16 protein-coding genes are annotated in these 16698 nt (G+C 66.2%); 10 read left to right on the plus strand and 6 right to left on the minus strand.

The genetic code is table 11. The features are described from left to right. Positions 1-118: 118 nt before the first annotated feature. The 4 genes from ACQZF9_RS07945 to ACQZF9_RS07960 all read left to right on the plus strand — a co-directional run bounded on the left by ACQZF9_RS07945 (position 119) and on the right by ACQZF9_RS07960 (position 3003). On the plus strand, positions 119-553 hold the full coding sequence (locus ACQZF9_RS07945; RefSeq protein WP_428310398.1) for an ExbD/TolR family protein: 435 nt from the start codon (positions 119-121) through the stop codon (positions 551-553). 17 nt (positions 554-570) lie between these two features. Further along, the gene (locus ACQZF9_RS07950) at positions 571-1800 is read left to right on the plus strand and encodes a hypothetical protein (RefSeq protein ID WP_428312702.1); all 1230 of its coding nucleotides are present in this window, start codon (positions 571-573) and stop codon (positions 1798-1800) included. Between the two features lie 168 nt (positions 1801-1968). Further along, positions 1969-2202 carry a hypothetical protein gene (locus tag ACQZF9_RS07955; RefSeq protein WP_428312703.1) on the plus strand — a complete coding sequence of 78 codons (234 nt, stop codon included), beginning with the start codon at positions 1969-1971 and terminating at the stop codon, positions 2200-2202. 117 nt (positions 2203-2319) lie between these two features. Further along, positions 2320-3003 (plus strand): SDR family oxidoreductase, encoded by a 684-nt coding sequence (locus tag ACQZF9_RS07960; protein WP_428312704.1) that lies wholly within the window; start codon positions 2320-2322, stop codon positions 3001-3003. A gap of 4 nt (positions 3004-3007) precedes the next feature. Here the strand turns inward: ACQZF9_RS07960 and ACQZF9_RS07965 are convergent, their stop codons facing one another. Continuing rightward, positions 3008-3796 (minus strand): alpha/beta fold hydrolase, encoded by a 789-nt coding sequence (locus ACQZF9_RS07965; RefSeq protein ID WP_428312705.1) that lies wholly within the window; start codon positions 3794-3796, stop codon positions 3008-3010. A 12-nt stretch (positions 3797-3808) separates the two neighbouring features. Next, positions 3809-6241: a TonB-dependent receptor gene (locus ACQZF9_RS07970; RefSeq protein WP_428312706.1), complete on the minus strand. Its 2433-nt coding sequence runs from the start codon at positions 6239-6241 to the stop codon at positions 3809-3811. 278 nt (positions 6242-6519) lie between these two features. On the opposite strand from ACQZF9_RS07970, the gene ACQZF9_RS07975 reads away from it, so the two are divergent. Then, complete coding sequence (locus tag ACQZF9_RS07975; RefSeq protein WP_428312707.1) at positions 6520-7926, plus strand: MFS transporter; 1407 nt, start codon at positions 6520-6522, stop codon at positions 7924-7926. Here ACQZF9_RS07975 and ACQZF9_RS07980 read toward each other — a convergent pair. The 4 genes from ACQZF9_RS07980 to ACQZF9_RS07995 all read right to left on the minus strand — a co-directional run bounded on the left by ACQZF9_RS07980 (position 7908) and on the right by ACQZF9_RS07995 (position 12331). Continuing rightward, entirely contained in the window at positions 7908-9083 is a 1176-nt protein-coding gene (locus ACQZF9_RS07980; protein ID WP_428312708.1) for a family 1 glycosylhydrolase, read from the minus strand. The genes ACQZF9_RS07975 and ACQZF9_RS07980 overlap by 19 nt on opposite strands. A 6-nt stretch (positions 9084-9089) precedes the next feature. Further along, on the minus strand, positions 9090-10658 hold the full coding sequence (locus ACQZF9_RS07985) for a carboxylesterase/lipase family protein (protein WP_428312709.1): 1569 nt from the start codon (positions 10656-10658) through the stop codon (positions 9090-9092). 214 nt (positions 10659-10872) lie between these two features. Beyond that, positions 10873-11628, minus strand: coding sequence for a Crp/Fnr family transcriptional regulator (locus tag ACQZF9_RS07990; RefSeq protein WP_428312710.1), 756 nt, complete (start codon positions 11626-11628; stop codon positions 10873-10875). 13 nt (positions 11629-11641) lie between these two features. After that, positions 11642-12331, minus strand: a complete 690-nt coding sequence (locus ACQZF9_RS07995; RefSeq protein WP_428312711.1) for a DUF6134 family protein — start codon at positions 12329-12331, stop codon at positions 11642-11644. Between the two features lie 120 nt (positions 12332-12451). Here ACQZF9_RS07995 and ACQZF9_RS08000 point away from each other — a divergent pair, with 120 nt between their 5' ends. From ACQZF9_RS08000 to ACQZF9_RS08020, 5 genes are all read left to right on the plus strand, one after another. After that, positions 12452-14113, plus strand: coding sequence for a 3-(methylthio)propionyl-CoA ligase (locus ACQZF9_RS08000; protein WP_428313392.1), 1662 nt, complete (start codon positions 12452-12454; stop codon positions 14111-14113). A gap of 31 nt (positions 14114-14144) precedes the next feature. Further along, a complete protein-coding gene (locus tag ACQZF9_RS08005; RefSeq protein WP_428312712.1) occupies positions 14145-15059 on the plus strand; it encodes an SDR family NAD(P)-dependent oxidoreductase in 915 nt (304 codons plus the stop codon). Between the two features lie 7 nt (positions 15060-15066). Further along, positions 15067-15687: a TetR/AcrR family transcriptional regulator gene (locus ACQZF9_RS08010; protein WP_428312713.1), complete on the plus strand. Its 621-nt coding sequence runs from the start codon at positions 15067-15069 to the stop codon at positions 15685-15687. 133 nt (positions 15688-15820) lie between these two features. Continuing rightward, entirely contained in the window at positions 15821-16495 is a 675-nt protein-coding gene (locus ACQZF9_RS08015) for an START domain-containing protein (RefSeq protein ID WP_428312714.1), read from the plus strand. Positions 16496-16558: 63 nt separating this feature from the next. After that, on the plus strand, positions 16559-16684 hold the full coding sequence (locus ACQZF9_RS08020; RefSeq protein WP_428312715.1) for a hypothetical protein: 126 nt from the start codon (positions 16559-16561) through the stop codon (positions 16682-16684). The last annotated feature ends 14 nt before the right edge of the window (positions 16685-16698 follow it).

The following is a 16698-nucleotide window of genomic DNA, read 5'->3' on the forward strand; positions in this document are numbered from 1 at the left end:
AACCCCCGTCATTCCCGCGAAGGCGGGAATCCAGAGACGATAAGGCGCGGCTCTCTGCCCACTGGATTCCCGCCTTCGCGGGAATGACAGGTTGAAGCCAACAAATGGAGCGGCAACGATGGGAATGAACCTAGGAAGCGGCAGCGGCTCGGGCGACCCGGAAGTCGTGGTCGACGTCAACACCACGCCGCTGATCGACGTGATGCTGGTGCTGCTGGTGATGCTGATCATCACGATCCCGATCCAGACGCACGCGGTGAAGCTGGATATGCCATCGGCCAACCCGCCGGCGAGCGACGCCCCGCCGCCGCCGGCGGTGGACCTGGAGATCGACTTCGACGGCACGGTGCTGTGGAACGGCACGCCGATGGATCGCGGCACGCTGGACGCGAACTTCCGCCGCGAAGGCGAAGCGGGAGAAAACCAGAGCGAGTTTCATATCCGCCCGAACAAGCTGGTCGAGTACAAGTACGTCGCCGCGGTCCTGGCCTCGGCGCAGCGTCACGGCGTGACCAAGATCGGTCTCGTCGGTAACGAACAATTCATGCAGTAGGCAAGCAGCAGGACTCCATGCACAACCAGACCTCGAAAACCTTCCGTCTCGCCTCCGGCGCCTTGCTGATGCTGATCGGCGCGCAGAGCTTTGCAGCCGACAAGCCGACCGTGCGTCCGGAAGTCGGCGCGCCGCTGCAGGAAGCGCAGAAGGCGCTGCAGGCGAAGAACTACAAGGATGCCAAGGCCAAGATCGACCAGGCCGAAGCGATCGGCAAGCTGACGCCGTACGAGAACTACATCGTGCAGCGACTGAAGTCCTCGGCGGCGATCGGCACCGGCGACTACAAGAGCGCGCTGGGCGCCTACGAGCAGGTGCTGGCGTCACCGGAACTGCCGGCGGCGGAAAAGCTGCCGACGCTCGACGCCTACGTGAAGATCGCCTACGCCTCGAAGGACTACGCCAAGACCGCCAGCGCGATCACGCAGTACAAGGCCGCCGGCGGCAATAGCAAGGAGACCATCGGCCTGCTGGCGCAGTCGCAGTATCTGGCGGGCCAGTACAAGGAAGCGGCGCAGACGCTGACCACCGACATCGACGCCGCCGAGAAAGCTGGGCAGAAGCCCAGCGACACTCAGCTGCAGCTGCTGGCGTCTTGCGCGCTGAAGCAGAACGACATGGTCGCGTACACGCGCGCGCTCGAGAAGATCGTCGCCTACACGCCGAAGAAAGAGTACTGGCTCGACCTGATCGTGCGCACCAGCAACCGCCCGGGCTTTTCGCCGAACCTGGCGCTGGACGTATACCGCCTGCGCCGCGCGACCGATACGCTGGAGAAGACCGGCGACTACATGGACGCGGTGCAGCTGGCGCTGCAGGCGGGCTATCCGGCCGAAGCGCAGCAGCTGCTCGACGAGGGCTACAAGAAGAAGCTGCTCGGCGAAGGCGCCGACGCGCCGCGCCATCAGCGCCTGAAGGATCTGGTCACCAAGAAGCTGGCCGAAGACAAGGCGACGCTGGCAGATGGCGAGAAGGCTGCGGCCGCTCAGGCCACCGGCGACGCGCTGGTCAGCACCGGCTACAACCTGCTGACCAATGGCCAGGCGGACAAGGGCCTGAAGCTGATGGAGCAGGGCATCGCCAAGGGTGGCCTGAAGCGCCCGGACCAGTCCAAGCTGCTGCTCGGCTATGCCTACCAGGTCGCCGGCAGCCAGGACCGCGCGCTGAAAGCCTATGCGGCAGTCGGTGGCACCGACGGCTCCAAGGATCTGGCGCGGCTATGGCAGCTGAAGGCTCGCAGCAAGTAATCGCCGGCTGAAGTGGTCTTGCGCCAAAAGGACGACGGCTCGCGCCGTCGTCCTTTTTCGTTTTACACGGCCGTAGAGCAGTCACGGCGGATTCAGTAGCGCCCTCTAAGCTGGTCTCGTCACCTGCTGCCTCGGTGACGCCACGGATGGTCATACGGAAGCTCGCTCATGCAAACGCTAGGTCGCGGTGCTCTGGAACCCCTGCTGATCGGTATCGCCCTGGCGGTCGGCGGCGCGCACGGCGTCGAAGTCGGCTACGACAGCATCGGCAGGGCTTTTCTGACGATCGGCATCATGCTGATCGGTGCCGCGGCTCTGTACTACTTCGATATCAGATCCCGCAACCCGGCCGCCACACGACGCGCGGCAGCGGTGAATACGCTCGGGCACGCGGCCGACTAGGCGCGCCGTTCTTCAAAACAGCTGTACAGGCGCGATGCTCCTCGCGCCTTTTCTGCGTTGGCTGGCGTTCGCCAGCGGCGGCTGGCACTGTTGTGTCCCCGCGACGCGAGAGGACGCATGAGCAGCTCCAGCCTGAGTGGTAAACGAATTCTGCTAACGCATGCCGACGTGTTCATGGGCCCGGTGCTGTGCGAGGTGCTGCGCGAGCATGGCGCTCAGGTGATCGCCAGCAGCGACGCCTTGATCGATGCGCAGGCGCCGGCCGCCGTCGTCGCGGCCGCCGGCGAAATCGACGTGCTGATCGCCAATCTGTCCTACCCGGCGCCGACGACACCGGCTGCCGAAACCAGCGACGAGGAATGGCGACACGCTTTCGCCGCGCTGGTCGATCCGCTGCCGCGGCTGTTCAAGGCGGTGCTCCCGGCGATGATCGCGCGCCGATCCGGCAAAATCCTGCTGATGGGCAGCGCCTCGGCGCTGCGCGGCATGAAACGCGCGTCCACCTATAGTGCGGCGCGTGGCGCCCAGCTGGCCTATGTGCAGGCCGTCGGCGTCGAAATGGCGGCGCACAACATCCAGATCAACGCGATCGCGCAGAACTTCGTCGACAACCCGACTTATTTTCCGGCGGAAGTGCAGGCCGACCCACGCTTCAAGGAGCGACTCCGGCGCGAAGTGCCGCTGGGACGCCTGGTCGGCGCGCGCGAGGACGCCGAGTTCGCGGCCTATCTGTGCAGCGCCAGCGCCAACTGTTTCGTCGGTCAGGTGTTTCCGGTGTGCGGCGGCTGGGTGCCGCGCTAGCGCTTCAGTCCGCGTCGCGTTCGGCGATGAACGACAGCATCAGCGGCACGACCTCGTCGACCGCGGCCACCAGATAGTTGTGCGCTGCACCGTTGACGATGTGCAGACGGCTGTCGTGCAGCGTGCGCGCCAGCTCCACTCCGGCGTCGAGCGCCACGGTGCGATCCTCGTCGCCGTGCAACACCAGGGCCGGCATGCGCAGCGCGGCGACGGCCTGTGCGCTGGTGCAGTAGCGGGCCAGCGCGGCGGCCTGTGCCGCGAGTCCGCGCTTGGTCGAGGTATCGCTGAGCAGCACCGCCCGATCGCGCGCGGCCGCCTCCGTCGTCGCGCGGCTGCCGTAGCCGCCACGGCTCGACAGCAGCCAGCGCAGCAGTGGCCGCGGCAGGTAATACAGCGCGCGCACCGCCGCCGGCATGCGCCGTTTTTCCGCTGACAGAATGCCGGTGCAGCCCAGGATCAGCGTGCGCACGCGCTGTGGCTGCTGCATCGCCAGCTCCAGCGCGATGACGCCGCCCATCGACACGCCATGCACATGCGCGCTGTCGATTCCGGCCGCATCCATCACCGCCAGCGCGTCGCGCGCCAGCTGCTGCACGGTGACGCGCCACGTGGTGTCGCTGCCGCCGGTGCCGCGATTGTCGAAGCAGATGACGCGATGGTGTGCGGCGAGCCGGTCGATCAGCGGATACCACATCCGCGCGCTATAGCAGTGGCCCATGATCAGCAGCAGCGGCGTGCCGCTGCCGCTTTCCTGCCAATGCAGGCGCACGCCGTCATTGATCGCGTAAGCCATCGCGGCGGCGCGCTAGAAATCCAGACTCAGGCGGACCGAGTAGGTACGCGGCGCATTGAGCTGGTAGGCGGTGTAAGTGATCTGCGTGACCGAGGTGATCGTGCTGCCGCCGACGGCCTCGGTCGCGTTGAGGATGTTGGAAACGTTGAACGCCAGCACCGGCTTGATCGCCCAGGCGTCGGTGGTCAAAGTCAGGCCGGCGTTGAGCGTGCCGTAGTCGTTGATCGGCACGCTGTGGGTGATGTCGGCGTAGCCCTTGCCGATATAGCTGTAGTTGAGGTTGGTGCCGACCAGTGCCGCGCCCAGCGGCAGCAGGTAGGCGCCTTCTACCGTGTACTGCGACTTCGCGGCGCCCGGCATCTGCGTGCCCGCCGGCACATCGTCGCCGTTGGATGCGCTGAAGGCTTCGGTGGTCTTGGAATCGGTCAGTGCCGCGTCCAGCGCGATGCTGAAGCCCGGCAGCGGCGTCAGCCAGCGCATGCTCGCTTCCAGACCGCGGCTGCGCGCCGCGCCGACGTTGTCGGTGTAATTCAGCGGCACACCGGTGGTGGTCTGGCCAATCTGCGGGTTCTTGTATTCGATGTCGAACACGGTGACGTCGGCGTGCAGTGTGTTGTCGAGCCAGGCGGTGCGAAGGCCGGTCTCGTAATTCCACAACGAGTCCGACTTGTAGGTTGGCGGCACATTGTTGGTCGGCGACGACGGTACGCTCTGCAGGCCGCCGAAGCGGAAGCCGCGAGCGGCCTGCGCATACAGCGACAGATCGCGAGTGAAATGGAAAGTCGCGGCGAGCTTCGGGCTGATGCCGTTTTCCTTGATCGAATTGTTCGAGTAGTCCACGTCCTGGCCGTTGTTCGCGGCCAGCGCCAGCACGCCGGTGCCGAAGAAGCCGCCCTTGACTTCGGTGGTGTACAGACGCGCGCCGGCGGAGATTTCGAGGCGGTCCCAGAACTTGTCGCTGAGGTCGAAGAACAGCGCGCGTTCGCTGGCCTTGGGCGTGCTCAGCGCGTAGATCACCGAGCTCTTGTTGTACAGCGTGCTGCTGTCCAGACGCACGCCGTTGAGCAACTGGTCGATCAGGCTGCCGTTGCCCAGCAGCGCCTGCTGCGCCAGCGTGTCGGCGAAAATCTCGAAGCGCACCTTGTAGTCGTACAGATAGGCACCGACCAGCCACTGGAAGCCGTCGCTGCCGGTGGATTGCAGGCGTATTTCCTGGGCGAAGGCATGCGAGTCGTCGTTGATCGTCTGGAACGCGGCGAGCGCGCGCGGATAGCCGGCTGGAGCCGGGCCGATCAAGGCCGAGGTCGCATCGGCGGTGATCGCGGCACTCTTGGTCGAATACGAACTCAACGAGATCGCGCGCATGCCGGCGAAGTCGTAGGCCGCTTCGAGACTGTCGAGCTGGAACTCGGTGTGCACCGGTGCCGGCAGCACCTGATGATTGCGCTCGCGCTTGTCGGGCGTGTCGGCGGTGTTGGTCGAGTTCGGCGCGCTGTAGTCCTGCTGCAGATGCGTCAGCTTGAACTTCAGATCATCCAGCGGTTGCCAGGCGAGGATCGCGCGGATCTGGTCGCTGTTGCCGTGGTCGACGTTCTTCTCCGGCGGATTCTTGTCCGGCAGATCGGTGACGCCGGAATACTGGCGATGCACGTAGCCGACGCGCAGCGCCAGAGCGTCGGAATACAGCGGAATATTGGCGACCGCGCCTTCGCTGAAAGCGGTGCTGCCACTGTCCGGGCTGACCACCTGGCTGAAACCGCGCGCATGCCATTCGCCCATCACCGGGTCGGTCAGCACGTAGCGGATCGCGCCGGCCAGTGCGGCGCCGCCGAACAGGGTGCCCTGCGGGCCTTTCAGCACTTCGACGCTGGCCAGGTCGAAAGCAGCGAGGTCGGGCTGCACGTTGGAGATGTAAGGATCGGAGAACGCGACGTCGCCGATCAAAATGCCGGTCGGCGAGGGCAGCGCCGACAGGCCGGCGGTGTCGGTGCTGATGCCGCGGATCGAGATGCGCGGAAACATCGGCGCGATCTGGGTCATGGTCACGCCGGGCGACTGCTGCAGGTAGTCGTTGAGGCCGAGCTTGCCCTGTTCTTCGAGCTTGTTGCCGTCGAACGCGGTGATCGAGGCCGGAATGTCGCGCAGCGATTTCTGGCGCTTGGTTGCGGTGACGATCACTTCCTCGAGCTGCACAGGCTCGTCGACGGAGCTGCGCTTCAGCGGCTCGGCGGCGGGCGCTTCGGAGCCGGCGACCGGGATCGTGCCGAGTTCGGCGGTGGCTTCGCCTGCAAGCGGCGTTGCGCTGGTTTCGTCAGAAGGCGTGGCTGGGTTCGGCGCGTCGGCAGCGCTTTGCTGCGCTGCAACGCTATTGGTCGTCGCCAGCAGGCAGGCCAGGGTTCCGGCGCGCGCAAGCCGACCGTTATGTGCAGCGATGCTCTTTGGCATGTTGTCTCCTCGTTATGCCGCCAATGTGCAGCATCGCGCTGTGCCGTGCTGTCAAAACCGGGACAGGGGAGTGGATTCACGCCTAGTAAAAATGCAGGGTGCGTACTCGCATCGAATTCCCTCTGCTGTAGGAGCGGACCCTGTCCGCGACCGAGGCTGCAACGGTACAGTCGCGGACAGGGTGCGCTCCCACCGTCGCAGCGCCGATCGTGTCCCGCTTTTGACAGTCGCGCCCGCCGTGTCCGACTAGAGTCGGCAAAAGCGAGGGGACCATAAAAATGAAGTCGAACGATCCGACTCTGAGTCGCGGCCTGCTGCTGGCGTTTTCATTGCCGGCGGCGATGCAGGGCTTCATGCACGCGCCGGAAAATCTGCTGCAGGGCATCTATGCCAAACACGCCGGCCTGTCGCTGGCGGCGCTGGCGACGGCGATGCTGCTGACGCGGCTGTTCGACGCGGTCACGTATCCGCTGATCGGCTGGCTGTCGGACATGACCGCGCGCCGCAGCGGCAGCCGCAAGGGCTGGATCGTATTGGGCAGCGGCGTCACCGCGATCGGCCTGTGGTTTCTGTACCGGCCGCCGGCGGATGTCAGCGTCGCTTACTTCACCACCTGGTTCATGGTCACCTACCTGGGCTGGAAGCTCACCGAAATCCCGTACAGCGCCTGGGGCGTGATGCTCAGCGGCGATTACGTGCAGCGCTCGCGCATCCAGCTGTGGCGGGGGCTGTGGACGCTGCTCGGCCTGCTGATGTTCTACGTCGCGCTGTACATCGCCAAGGCGGCGGGCTACACCGACGATACCGAGTTGAGCCTGCACAACCTGGGCTTGATGGCGGTGGTCATCGTCATCGGCGTGCCGCTGCTCAACGGCTGGTCGCTGTATCGCGTGCCCAAGGGTGAAATTCCGCCGCCAACCACCGGGCCGCGGCCGACGATGCGCGTACAGGCCGCGCTGCTGTGGGCGGCGATCGCCGGCAACCGGCCGCTGCTGCATTTTCTCGGCGCCTATGCGCCGCTGATGTTCCTGATGGGCATCTCCACCGGCGCGCAGTACCTGTTCATCGACACGTATCTGGGCATGAGCAAGCAGCTCGCCGGCCTGCTGCTGCTGATGGGGCCGAGCACCCTGCTGTCGATTCCGTTCTGGGGCTGGTTGGCGATTCGCTACGAGCGTCATCGCGTGCTCGCCGTTGCAGTCGGGCTCTATGGCCTGCTGCATGCCGGCATGGCCTTCATTCCGCCCGGTGAAGCCGGTCTGATTCCGGTGGCGCTGCTGTCGACCGCCGTGGTGTTCTGCATCGGCTCCAATTTCGTGATACCGCTGGCGGTGCTCGGTGATATCGCCGACTACGGCCGGCTGCGTTACGGCCAGGACCAGTCGGGCATGTACGCCTCGTTTCTGTCGTTCGCGACCAAGTCGCTGACCGGCGTCGGCGCCGGCATCAGCCTGGCTGCGCTCGGCTGGTTCGGTTTCGACGCGACCGCCACCGAGCAAACCGCGCGCGGCGTGTTCGGTATCAAGCTGACCTATGTCTGGCTGTCGACGATAGGCGCGCTGATCGCCGCGCCGCTACTGTGGACCTTTCCGATCAGTCGCGCCCGGCATCAGCAGATTCGCGAGGAACTGTTGCTGCGGGATGCCGCGTTGCAGGCGGACAAGGATCAGGTGATCACCGGCTGATAATCCCCAGCCACACCGTTCGCGAGAATCACCTCGCGATACGCGGCGACCGCCGCCGTCGGCACGCGCCTCAGCTCCGGATCGCCGAGCACATCGACGCTGTACAGCCCGAAGCGCGGACCGTATTTGCCCCACTCGAAGTTGTCGGTCAGGCTCCAGTAGAGGTAGCCGATCACCTGGTTGCCTTCGTCGCGCGCGCGCTGCATCCAGTAAACGCTGTCGCGCAGCACGTCTTCGCGACGAATGCCGTCGGCACGCGGCTGCGCGTTGTCGGTCGGCATGCCGTTCTCCGCGATCAGCACCGGGATTTTCGGATAGCGGCGCGCGAGCTTGCGTATTGCGTGGGCGATGCCAGAAGGGTCCGGATCGACTTCCCAGATGCGGCCCGCGAGCAGTTCCTTGGTGACGCCGTGGTAGTAGTAGTCGAACGCGCTGCAGTCCATCTTGTCGGCGATGCCGTCGAGGAACAGCCAGTCGGTAAAGCGCTGCAACAGCACCGAGCGCCAGCCTCGGCCGCACCAGACGATGTTCGAGCTGACCATCGCGCTTGTATCGAGCGAGTGGATCAGGTCGTAGACCTGGCGATGCGCGCTGATCAGGTGCTGGCGCATCAGCCGCACCTGCGCCCATTTCATCTTGCGGTACTTCCACTCGATCAGGGTGAAAAAAGCGGCCTCGTTGAACGTCAGCCACAGCTTCACGTCGGCGTGGTAGCGCTGCGCGATCATCTGCGAATAGCGCACGAAATCGGCGCAGGTCTGTGCACTGGTCCAGGCGCCCTGGTCGCCGACCCAGCCCGGGTAGACGAAGTGATCGAGCGTGATCAGCGTTGCGATGCCGGCCTGCTTCATCGCGAGAAGCACGTCGTCGTAGTAGGCGAGTTCCGTCTCGTCGAATTCGCCGCGACGTGGCTCGACTCGCGCCCAGTTGATGCCGATGCGGAAGGTGTTGCAGCCCAGGTCGCGTGCCAGCGCGATGTCCTCGCGATAGCGATGGCGAAAGTCCACCGCCTTGCCGTAGCGATCCTGGCTTGGCGTGGCGGCGTTGTAGCGATCCCAGTTGGAATCGACATGGCCGCCTTCGCTCTGATAGCCGGAGGTGGACACGCCCCAGATGAAATCCGCCGGCAGAGGCGACAGCTTGTTCTTGCTGGCCATGCGCGGTCAGGCCAGTGACACGTCGGCCCAGAACGGCCGTCGTTCGCCGCCCCAGTCCGGCGCCAGGCGCGCGGGCGTGTCGAAGACCATCGTCGTGCGCGTCTGCGTGTCGTACGGCGTCCACGGCGCCAGGCCGCGGACCTGCGGCTTGCCGTTGCGCGCGAACGAGGTCCAGGCGTCGAGCATCTGCTCGCACAGCAATCGCGTCGGCTCGTCGTCGCGCAGCAGCCGCCGTGCCGGCGTGCAGCGGAAGCTCAGCGCCACGTCGATGCCGTGCACCGCGCCGAGGCCTTCGATCGCCGACTCGTAGTCGAGCTGATACAGATAGGTCCGGCCCGGATGGCCGGCCGCATGCGCTTCGGCCGCGCGTATCGTCGGCATGCGGTAGAACGCGTCGTGATTGATTTCCTGAGCGACGCTGCGGCCGCCCTGCAGGGTCAGCCGGCCGTAGTGCTCGCGCGCGGCGCGCAAATCGCGGTTCGGCACCAGGCCGTCGAGCACCGTGGAGAACAGCCGCGCCGACAGCGACTGCCACAGCGGAAACACCAGCGAGAACAGCTGGCCGTCGTCGCGGCAGGTGCCGAGCATCAGGTCGATGTCGTTCGGCGTGCCCTGTGGATACACCGTCATCGGCGACTGCGGCAGGAAGGCGCCGCCGGTGGCTGCGCCCATGTACGCGATCTTGCGCCGGCTCAGCGAGCCGTAGCGATCCGGATCGGGGCCGCGCATCGTGCGTTTGGACATCGCGGACTGCAGCTTCATCAGCTGCGCCTGATCGAGCGCGGCCAGCGCCTGCGCGTCGCCGGCCTTGACGCCGACATCGGCGAGCACGTCGCGCGCCAGCGCGTGATAGTCGTCGGCCGGAGCACAGGTGTCGGGCATGCCGCCCATCGCGATGCCACGGTGGAACAGGCCCTTGGCCTGCGGGCTCGCCGCGAGTTGATACAGCGCGAAGGCGCCGGCTGACTCACCGAATACGGTGACGTTGGAGGCGTCGCCGCCGAAGGCCGCGATGTTCTGCTGCACCCAGCGCAGCGCCTCGACCTGGTCGAGCAGGCCGCGGTTGTCGGCGCAGAATTCGCCGTCGAACAATCCCGAGCCATGCAGGAAACCCGGAGGGCCGAGGCGGTATTGAATGACGACGATGACGACGTTGCGGCGTGCGAACGGCGTGCCGTCGTACAAGCTGTTGGCGGCGCCCGCGGTGAAGCCGCCGCCGTGTATCCACAGCATCACCGGCAGTTTCGCCCCGGCATCCAGGCTCGGTGTCCATACGTTGAGCAGCAGGCTGTCGTCGCCCTGCTTGATTTCCAGCGAGCCACCGATCGCGTCCAAGTAGCGTGCGCGCGCCGACGGAATCGGCCAGCGCAGGCCGCCGGTGGCACCGGCGAACTGCAGGCAGGCATCGCCGTAGTGGCGCGCGTCCAGCGTGCCGCTCCAGGGCTTGCGCGGCTGCGGAGGCAGCCAGCGCGCGAGTCCGCCGACCGGCTCGGCATAGGGAATGCCGCGGAACACATGGATGCCGTCTTCGGTATCGCCGGCGATGGCGCCGTTGTTGATGCGGATCGTGGTCATCGATGGTGGCTGCGAGCGCCGGGATGGAGTAGCTGCATCCTAGACACTGCGGTTGCGGCTCGCTGTCACGGGTTTGACAGTGCGGCAAGAGAAGGCGACGTGCTTCTTGCCACGGGCCTGCTCGGAAGGAACGTGTTCTTGCAGCGATGGCACCACCAAATCCCGTTCCTCCCGAGTAGCGGGCTCGCCCGCGTATCGAGGGACCGCGCAAAGCTTAAGACTTGCCCTGCCAGCCGCCGTGCCAGCCCGACAGATACTCGGCGACATCGAAGCCGGTCTTGCCTGCTTCGGCGGTCAGCTTTTCGAGATCGAGAATGCGCGTACCGTCCTTGTGCGATTCGATCAGGCCCTTCTGCTGCCAGGCCTTGAGAATGCTGTTGACCCGCTGGCGCGTGCCGCCGACTCGTGCGCCGACCTCCGCCTGGTTGTCGTCCGCCGGTACCCAGACCGATCCGCCGGCCTCGCTCTGGCCGCGCAGCCGCGCCATGCGCAGCAGGTACACCGCCAGGCGCACATTCAGGTTGTGCGAGGTCAGCAGCTCGATGCGGCCGGCGGTGACCACGCCGCGTGCAGTGAACTCCTCGTACAGCCCACGATAGAAACCCGGCCAGCGCTGCGCGAATTCGGCGACCGCGCTCTGCGGGATCGCGTAGACGCGCGCATCCTGCTGGCATACGCAATTGGCGATATAGGTCAGCGGCTGGCGCGTGATCACGTGTGGGAACCAGCCGCCGCGCACCACTTCCTCTAGCGTGATTTCGTCGCCGCGCGGCGACGCCAGGTAGATCCGGAACACGCCGCTGACGACGGCGTAAATGCTGCTGACCGCGTCGCCGGAGACATACACCATCCGGCCCTTGGCGAACTCGCGCAGGCTCGCCTGCGCCGCCAGCCATTGCTGCGCCTCGGCGGGCACGTGGTCGAACCAGCGCCAGCCGCGGATCAGCTCGTCGATGCTGGTGTTGGGCATGTCGATCGCTTTCTCAGTCGCCGGCCGCGACGTAATCCAGCGTGCCCATCGGGCTGAAGAAACGCATCGTGCAGACCTTGCCGCTGCCGGAGCGCCATACCAGTACGCGCGAGGTCTTCTTCTCCGCATTGGTGATCGCCAGTTCCACCGGCTTGCAGGCGGCGGTGTCGGTGCCGGCAGGCGCCGCATCCTCGATCGCGCCGGTTTTGCGCTGCAGCGTGCCGAGCTTGCCGTCGGCAGGATCGAAGTAGCGGCCGTCGCGGGTCATCGCCTCGTTCCACAGGCTCAGCGGCAGTGCATCCGCCGGCAGGCTCACGGCGTCCTTGCCCGAGTTGCCGCTGAGCTTGCCGTCGGCGGCGCGGCTCAGCTGCAGGCTCTTGGACTCGTCCTTGATCGTCGACTTCAGTTCGGTGCGGGTGCTGATGCCGAGCAAGCGGTCCTGCGACCATTGCTCCTTGCTGGTCTGGGTCAGCGTCGCCTTGATCATCATCCGGCTGACGCTCATGGTCTGCTGGCGCTCGACGCTGAGCGTTTCACCGCTGCGCGAGAATCGCAGCATCAGTTCGCCGACCGGCTTGTCGCCGTCGATGATCCTGAAATGCTGATGCTCGCCGTCGGCCGGCGTCCAGCTGTCGGCGGCGCCGTCGGCGGCAAGCGGCGCCATCGCGGCGCACAACAGCAGCAGGGCTTCGGTGTTTCGCATCGGCTTGGTGTCTCGTCGGGCGGCGTGCGGCGCACAGGCTGCGCGATTTCGGCGCGGCTGTCACTGATTTGACAGCCGACCGGCGGCCGGCGTTGCAGACTGCGCGCCGATCGCGACCTCATCGGAGACCCCATGCGCGGCAACATCATGCAGCAGCCACTGCTGATCAGCAGCCTGCTGAAACATGCCGAGCGCTGCCACGGCGATGTCGCGATCGTGTCGCGGCGAGTCGAACCGGCGAGCGGTGACGCGCGCTTTCATCGCTATGACTGGCGCGCACTGGCCGCGCGCACGCGCCAGCTGACCAACGCGCTGGCAGGGCTCGGCGTGCAGCGCGACGATCGCGTCGGCACCCTGGCCTGGAACGGCTATCGTCACGTGGAGCTGTACTACGCGGTAGCAGGCAGCGGCAGCATCGTGCACACGATCAATCCGCGGCTGTTCCTCGAACATATCGCGTGGATCATCAACCACGCCGAAGATCGCGTGATCTTCTTCGACCTGGATCTGGCGCCGCTGGTGAGCCAGCTGCTGCCGCTGTGCGGCGGCGTGCGGCACTGGGTGCTGATGAGTGACGAGCAGACGCAGCCGTCCGTCGACATCCCGCATCTGCTGCGCTATGAAACGCTGCTGCAGGCCGAGCGCGCGCAATACGACTGGCCGGCGCTAGACGAGGACCAGGCAGCGAGCCTGTGCTACACCTCGGGCACCACCGGTCACCCGAAAGGCGCGCTGTATTCGCATCGTTCGATCGTGCTGCAGTCCTATGCCACCGCGATGCCGGACGTGCTCGGCCTGTCGTCGCGCGACGTGGCCTTGCCGATCGTGCCGATGTTCCATGTCAACGCCTGGAACCTGCCGTATACCGCGGCGCTGGTCGGCTTCAGGCTGGTGTTGCCGGGTGCGCAGATGGACGGCGCCTCGCTCAGCGAACTGTTCACGCGCGAGGCGGTGACGTTCTCGGCCGGCGTGCCGACGGTGTGGCTGGCGCTGCTCAAGCACGCGCGCGAGCACGCGCTGAAATTCCCGGCGCTGCGCCGCTGTCTGGTCGGCGGCTCGGCGCTGCCGCGTTCGCTGATGGAAGCCTTCGAGGCCGAACTCGGCGTGCGCCTGCAGCCGAGCTGGGGCATGACCGAAATGTCGCCGCTGGGAGCGGTCAACAGCCTCAAGCCCAAGCACGATGCGCTGCCGCCCGCACAGCGCCAGCGCGTCGAGCTGAAAGCCGGACGCACGCCCTTCGGCGTCGCTGCCAAGATCATCGACGACGACGGCCAGGAGCTGCCGCGCGACGGCGTCACCACCGGCGCGCTGATGGTGCAGGGGCCGTGGATCATCGACCGTTATTTCAAAGGCGAAACCAGCCCGCTGGTCGACGGCTGGCTGCCGACCGGTGACATCGCCACGCTTGACGAAGACGGCTTCATCGACATCACCGACCGCGCCAAGGACCTGATCAAGTCCGGCGGCGAGTGGATCAGCTCGATCGAGCTGGAGAACATCGCGATGAGCCACCCGGCGGTCGCCGAGGCCGCGGTGATCGCGGTCGCGCACCCCAAGTGGGACGAGCGGCCCTTGCTGGTGGTGGTGCTGCGCCCCGGTGCGCAGACCCGCCGCGAGCAGCTGCTGGCGCATTACGCGGGGCGCATCGCCAAGTGGTGGGTGCCGGACGACGTCGCCTTCGTCGCCGAGCTGCCGCATACCGCAACCGGCAAGCTGCAGAAGCTGAAACTGCGCGAGCAGTTTGCAGCGCACCGGCTTCCCGGTGTCGAATACCCGGCTTGAACCGCAGACAAGCGAGGAACAGAGGACGCCGATGAGCATTCGTTTCGATGGAAAAGTCGCGATCGTCACCGGCGCCGGCAACGGCCTGGGCCGCGCGCACGCGCTGGGCCTGGCCGAACGCGGCGCCAAGGTGGTGGTCAATGATCTGGGCGGCGCGCGCGACGGCAGCGGCGCCTCGGCCAGCGCCGCTGAAAACGTCGTCGCGGAAATCCGCGCCGCCGGTGGCGAAGCCATTGCCAACGCCGCCAACGTCACCAACGCCGCCCAGGTGCAGGCGATGGTCGACGAGGCGGTGGCGAAGTGGGGCCGCGTCGACATCCTGGTCAACAATGCCGGCATCCTGCGCGACAAGTCCTTCGCCAAATCCTCGCTGGAGGATTTCAAGCTGGTGGTCGACGTGCACCTGATGGGCACGGTCAACTGCACGCAGGCGGTGTGGGGCCTGATGCGCGAGCAGGGCTACGGCCGCATCGTCATGACCACGTCGTCGTCGGGCCTGTACGGCAACTTCGGCCAGGCCAATTACGGCGCCGCGAAGATGGCCGTGGTCGGCCTGATGAACACGCTGCATCTGGAAGGCGAGAAGTACAACATCCGCGTCAATGCCCTGGCGCCGACCGCGTTCACCCGCATGACCGGCGACATCGGCATCGACGCCGAAGCGCTGGCACAGCTCGGCCCCGAGCACGTCACGCCGGGCCTGCTGTTCCTGGTCAGCGACGCGGCGCCGTCGAGGGTGATCCTGTGCGCCGGCGGCGGCGGCTTTGCGCGCAGCGTGATTTACGAGACCGACGGCATCTTCCTGCCGCCGGATCAGCGCACGCCGGAAAACATCGCGGCGAATTTCGACGCCCTGTCTTCGGCCGAAGGCCAGAAGATTTTCCAGCAGGGCATGGAACAGTCGACCAAGTTCATCAACAAGGCGCTGGGCAAGAAGCCGTTCTGACGGCGTCATGGCCTCGCCCCGCAGAATCGGCGTCGAAAGCTCGGCCACGCGCAGCGCGCTGCTGGACGCCGCCGAGCAGATCATGATGGAAGAGGGTTACGCCGCGGTGAGTTCGCGGCGTGTCGCCAGCCGCGCCGGACTCAAGCCGCAGCTGGTGCATTACTACTTCCGCGCGATGGACGATCTGTTCCTGGCGCTGATCCGCCGCGGCGCCGAGCGCTCGGTCGAACAGATGTCGCGCATCGTCGGCTCAAAGCAGCCGCTGCGCGCGCTGTGGGAATTCAGCAGCCGGCCCGAGGCCGCGCGGCTGGCGATCGAATACGTCGCGCTGGCGAATCACCGCAAGGCCATCGGTGCGGAAATGGCGCGCCATGCCGAGCAGCTGCGGCAACTCGAGACCGCAATGATCGCCGGCCTGCTGTCGCGTCAGGGCCTGGCCGCTGGCGAACTGCCGCCGGTGAGCCTGGCGCTGCTGATCTCCGGCCTGTCGCGGGTGCTGGTGATGGAAAGCGCGCTCGGCATGCGCTCCGGCCACGCCGAGACCCTGGCGCTGGTCGAACGCCATCTGGGCCAGCTCGAAGCGGGTCGCGTGTCAGACCGAAAACCGCCTGAATCGCGTCAAAATTAGCGTTTTTGCCGGCGCCAAATGCCGATGCTAAGCTGGCGCCGACGATGCTAAGCAAGCGCTCAGCATCTGCACCGAGAATAGAGCGCGTCAACGCGCCGCGATGCCAGAACGCGAGCAGGAAAGAGAAACCGATATGCGCCTAGTCCCCGATGTTGCCCGGCTGCTGCTGATGGCTTTGCTGTTGGCGAGCCCTTTGGCCGGCGCCGCCGAAGCCGAATGGAAGCTGGAGAAAGACACGGCCGGCGTGCAGGTCTACACGCGCCCGGTCGACGGCTGGAGCATTCGCGAAATGCGCGGTGTCGTGCGCATCGACGCGCGCCTGTCGAGCGTGGTCGCGGTGATCAACGACGTCACGGCCTTGCACGAACTCAGCGACGTGGTCGCGCGCGCCGAGGTGCAGAAGCATGAAAGCGATACGCGCTACCAGGTGTATTCGCAGATGAAGATGCCGTGGCCGGTCAGCAACCGCGACATCCTCAACCAGCGCACGATCACGCAGGATCCGGCGACGCTGGCGGTGACCATCACCGACACCGCGACCGAGGATCAGCTGGCGCTGAAGCAGGACTATGTGCGCATCCTCAAATCGCGCCAGACCTGGACCTTGACGCCGCAGCCCGGCGGCGGCGTCGCCGTGGAGACGCGCACCTTGTCCGACCCCAACGGCCCTATCCCGGCGTCGCTGATCAACAGCATGGCGGTGAGCACGCCATTCAAGACTTTGAGCAAGCTCAAGGAAATGGCGCAGCGGCCGTCGTATGCGCAGGCCAGCCTGGCCTTCATCAAGGAGCCGCCGGCCAAATCCTGAGCTGGAGGGCTGGTCCTTCGCGGCATCGATCCGTTGCCGCGCGGCAGTGATCGTGTTGTCCCGGTGCTCGCCGCCAGAAACCTGCAGGCGGTCGCCATCGCGCGCTTTCTGCCCGCCGGCATTTTCCCGACCCTCGGTTCGCATGCCGTGCGCTACGATCCGAGAGTCGGCTTCGTCGACGACTACTGAGTGCGAACCCGCGT

Source organism: Hydrocarboniphaga sp., from assembly GCF_965279055.1.
Classification (GTDB): domain Bacteria; phylum Pseudomonadota; class Gammaproteobacteria; order Nevskiales; family Nevskiaceae; genus Hydrocarboniphaga.

What these genes read in the sequence shown, in the direction of transcription:
- ACQZF9_RS07945 (WP_428310398.1), top strand. Translation starts at nt 119, where the DNA reads ATGGGAATGAACCTAGGAAGCGGCAGCGGCTCGGGCGACCCGGAAGTC.
- ACQZF9_RS07950 (WP_428312702.1), top strand. Translation starts at nt 571, where the DNA reads ATGCACAACCAGACCTCGAAAACCTTCCGTCTCGCCTCCGGCGCCTTG.
- ACQZF9_RS07955 (WP_428312703.1), top strand. Translation starts at nt 1,969, where the DNA reads ATGCAAACGCTAGGTCGCGGTGCTCTGGAACCCCTGCTGATCGGTATC.
- ACQZF9_RS07960 (WP_428312704.1), top strand. Translation starts at nt 2,320, where the DNA reads ATGAGCAGCTCCAGCCTGAGTGGTAAACGAATTCTGCTAACGCATGCC.
- ACQZF9_RS07965 (WP_428312705.1), bottom strand. Translation starts at nt 3,796, where the DNA reads ATGGCTTACGCGATCAATGACGGCGTGCGCCTGCATTGGCAGGAAAGC.
- ACQZF9_RS07970 (WP_428312706.1), bottom strand. Translation starts at nt 6,241, where the DNA reads ATGCCAAAGAGCATCGCTGCACATAACGGTCGGCTTGCGCGCGCCGGA.
- ACQZF9_RS07975 (WP_428312707.1), top strand. Translation starts at nt 6,520, where the DNA reads ATGAAGTCGAACGATCCGACTCTGAGTCGCGGCCTGCTGCTGGCGTTT.
- ACQZF9_RS07980 (WP_428312708.1), bottom strand. Translation starts at nt 9,083, where the DNA reads ATGGCCAGCAAGAACAAGCTGTCGCCTCTGCCGGCGGATTTCATCTGG.
- ACQZF9_RS07985 (WP_428312709.1), bottom strand. Translation starts at nt 10,658, where the DNA reads ATGACCACGATCCGCATCAACAACGGCGCCATCGCCGGCGATACCGAA.
- ACQZF9_RS07990 (WP_428312710.1), bottom strand. Translation starts at nt 11,628, where the DNA reads ATGCCCAACACCAGCATCGACGAGCTGATCCGCGGCTGGCGCTGGTTC.
- ACQZF9_RS07995 (WP_428312711.1), bottom strand. Translation starts at nt 12,331, where the DNA reads ATGCGAAACACCGAAGCCCTGCTGCTGTTGTGCGCCGCGATGGCGCCG.
- ACQZF9_RS08005 (WP_428312712.1), top strand. Translation starts at nt 14,145, where the DNA reads ATGAGCATTCGTTTCGATGGAAAAGTCGCGATCGTCACCGGCGCCGGC.
- ACQZF9_RS08010 (WP_428312713.1), top strand. Translation starts at nt 15,067, where the DNA reads ATGGCCTCGCCCCGCAGAATCGGCGTCGAAAGCTCGGCCACGCGCAGC.
- ACQZF9_RS08015 (WP_428312714.1), top strand. Translation starts at nt 15,821, where the DNA reads ATGCGCCTAGTCCCCGATGTTGCCCGGCTGCTGCTGATGGCTTTGCTG.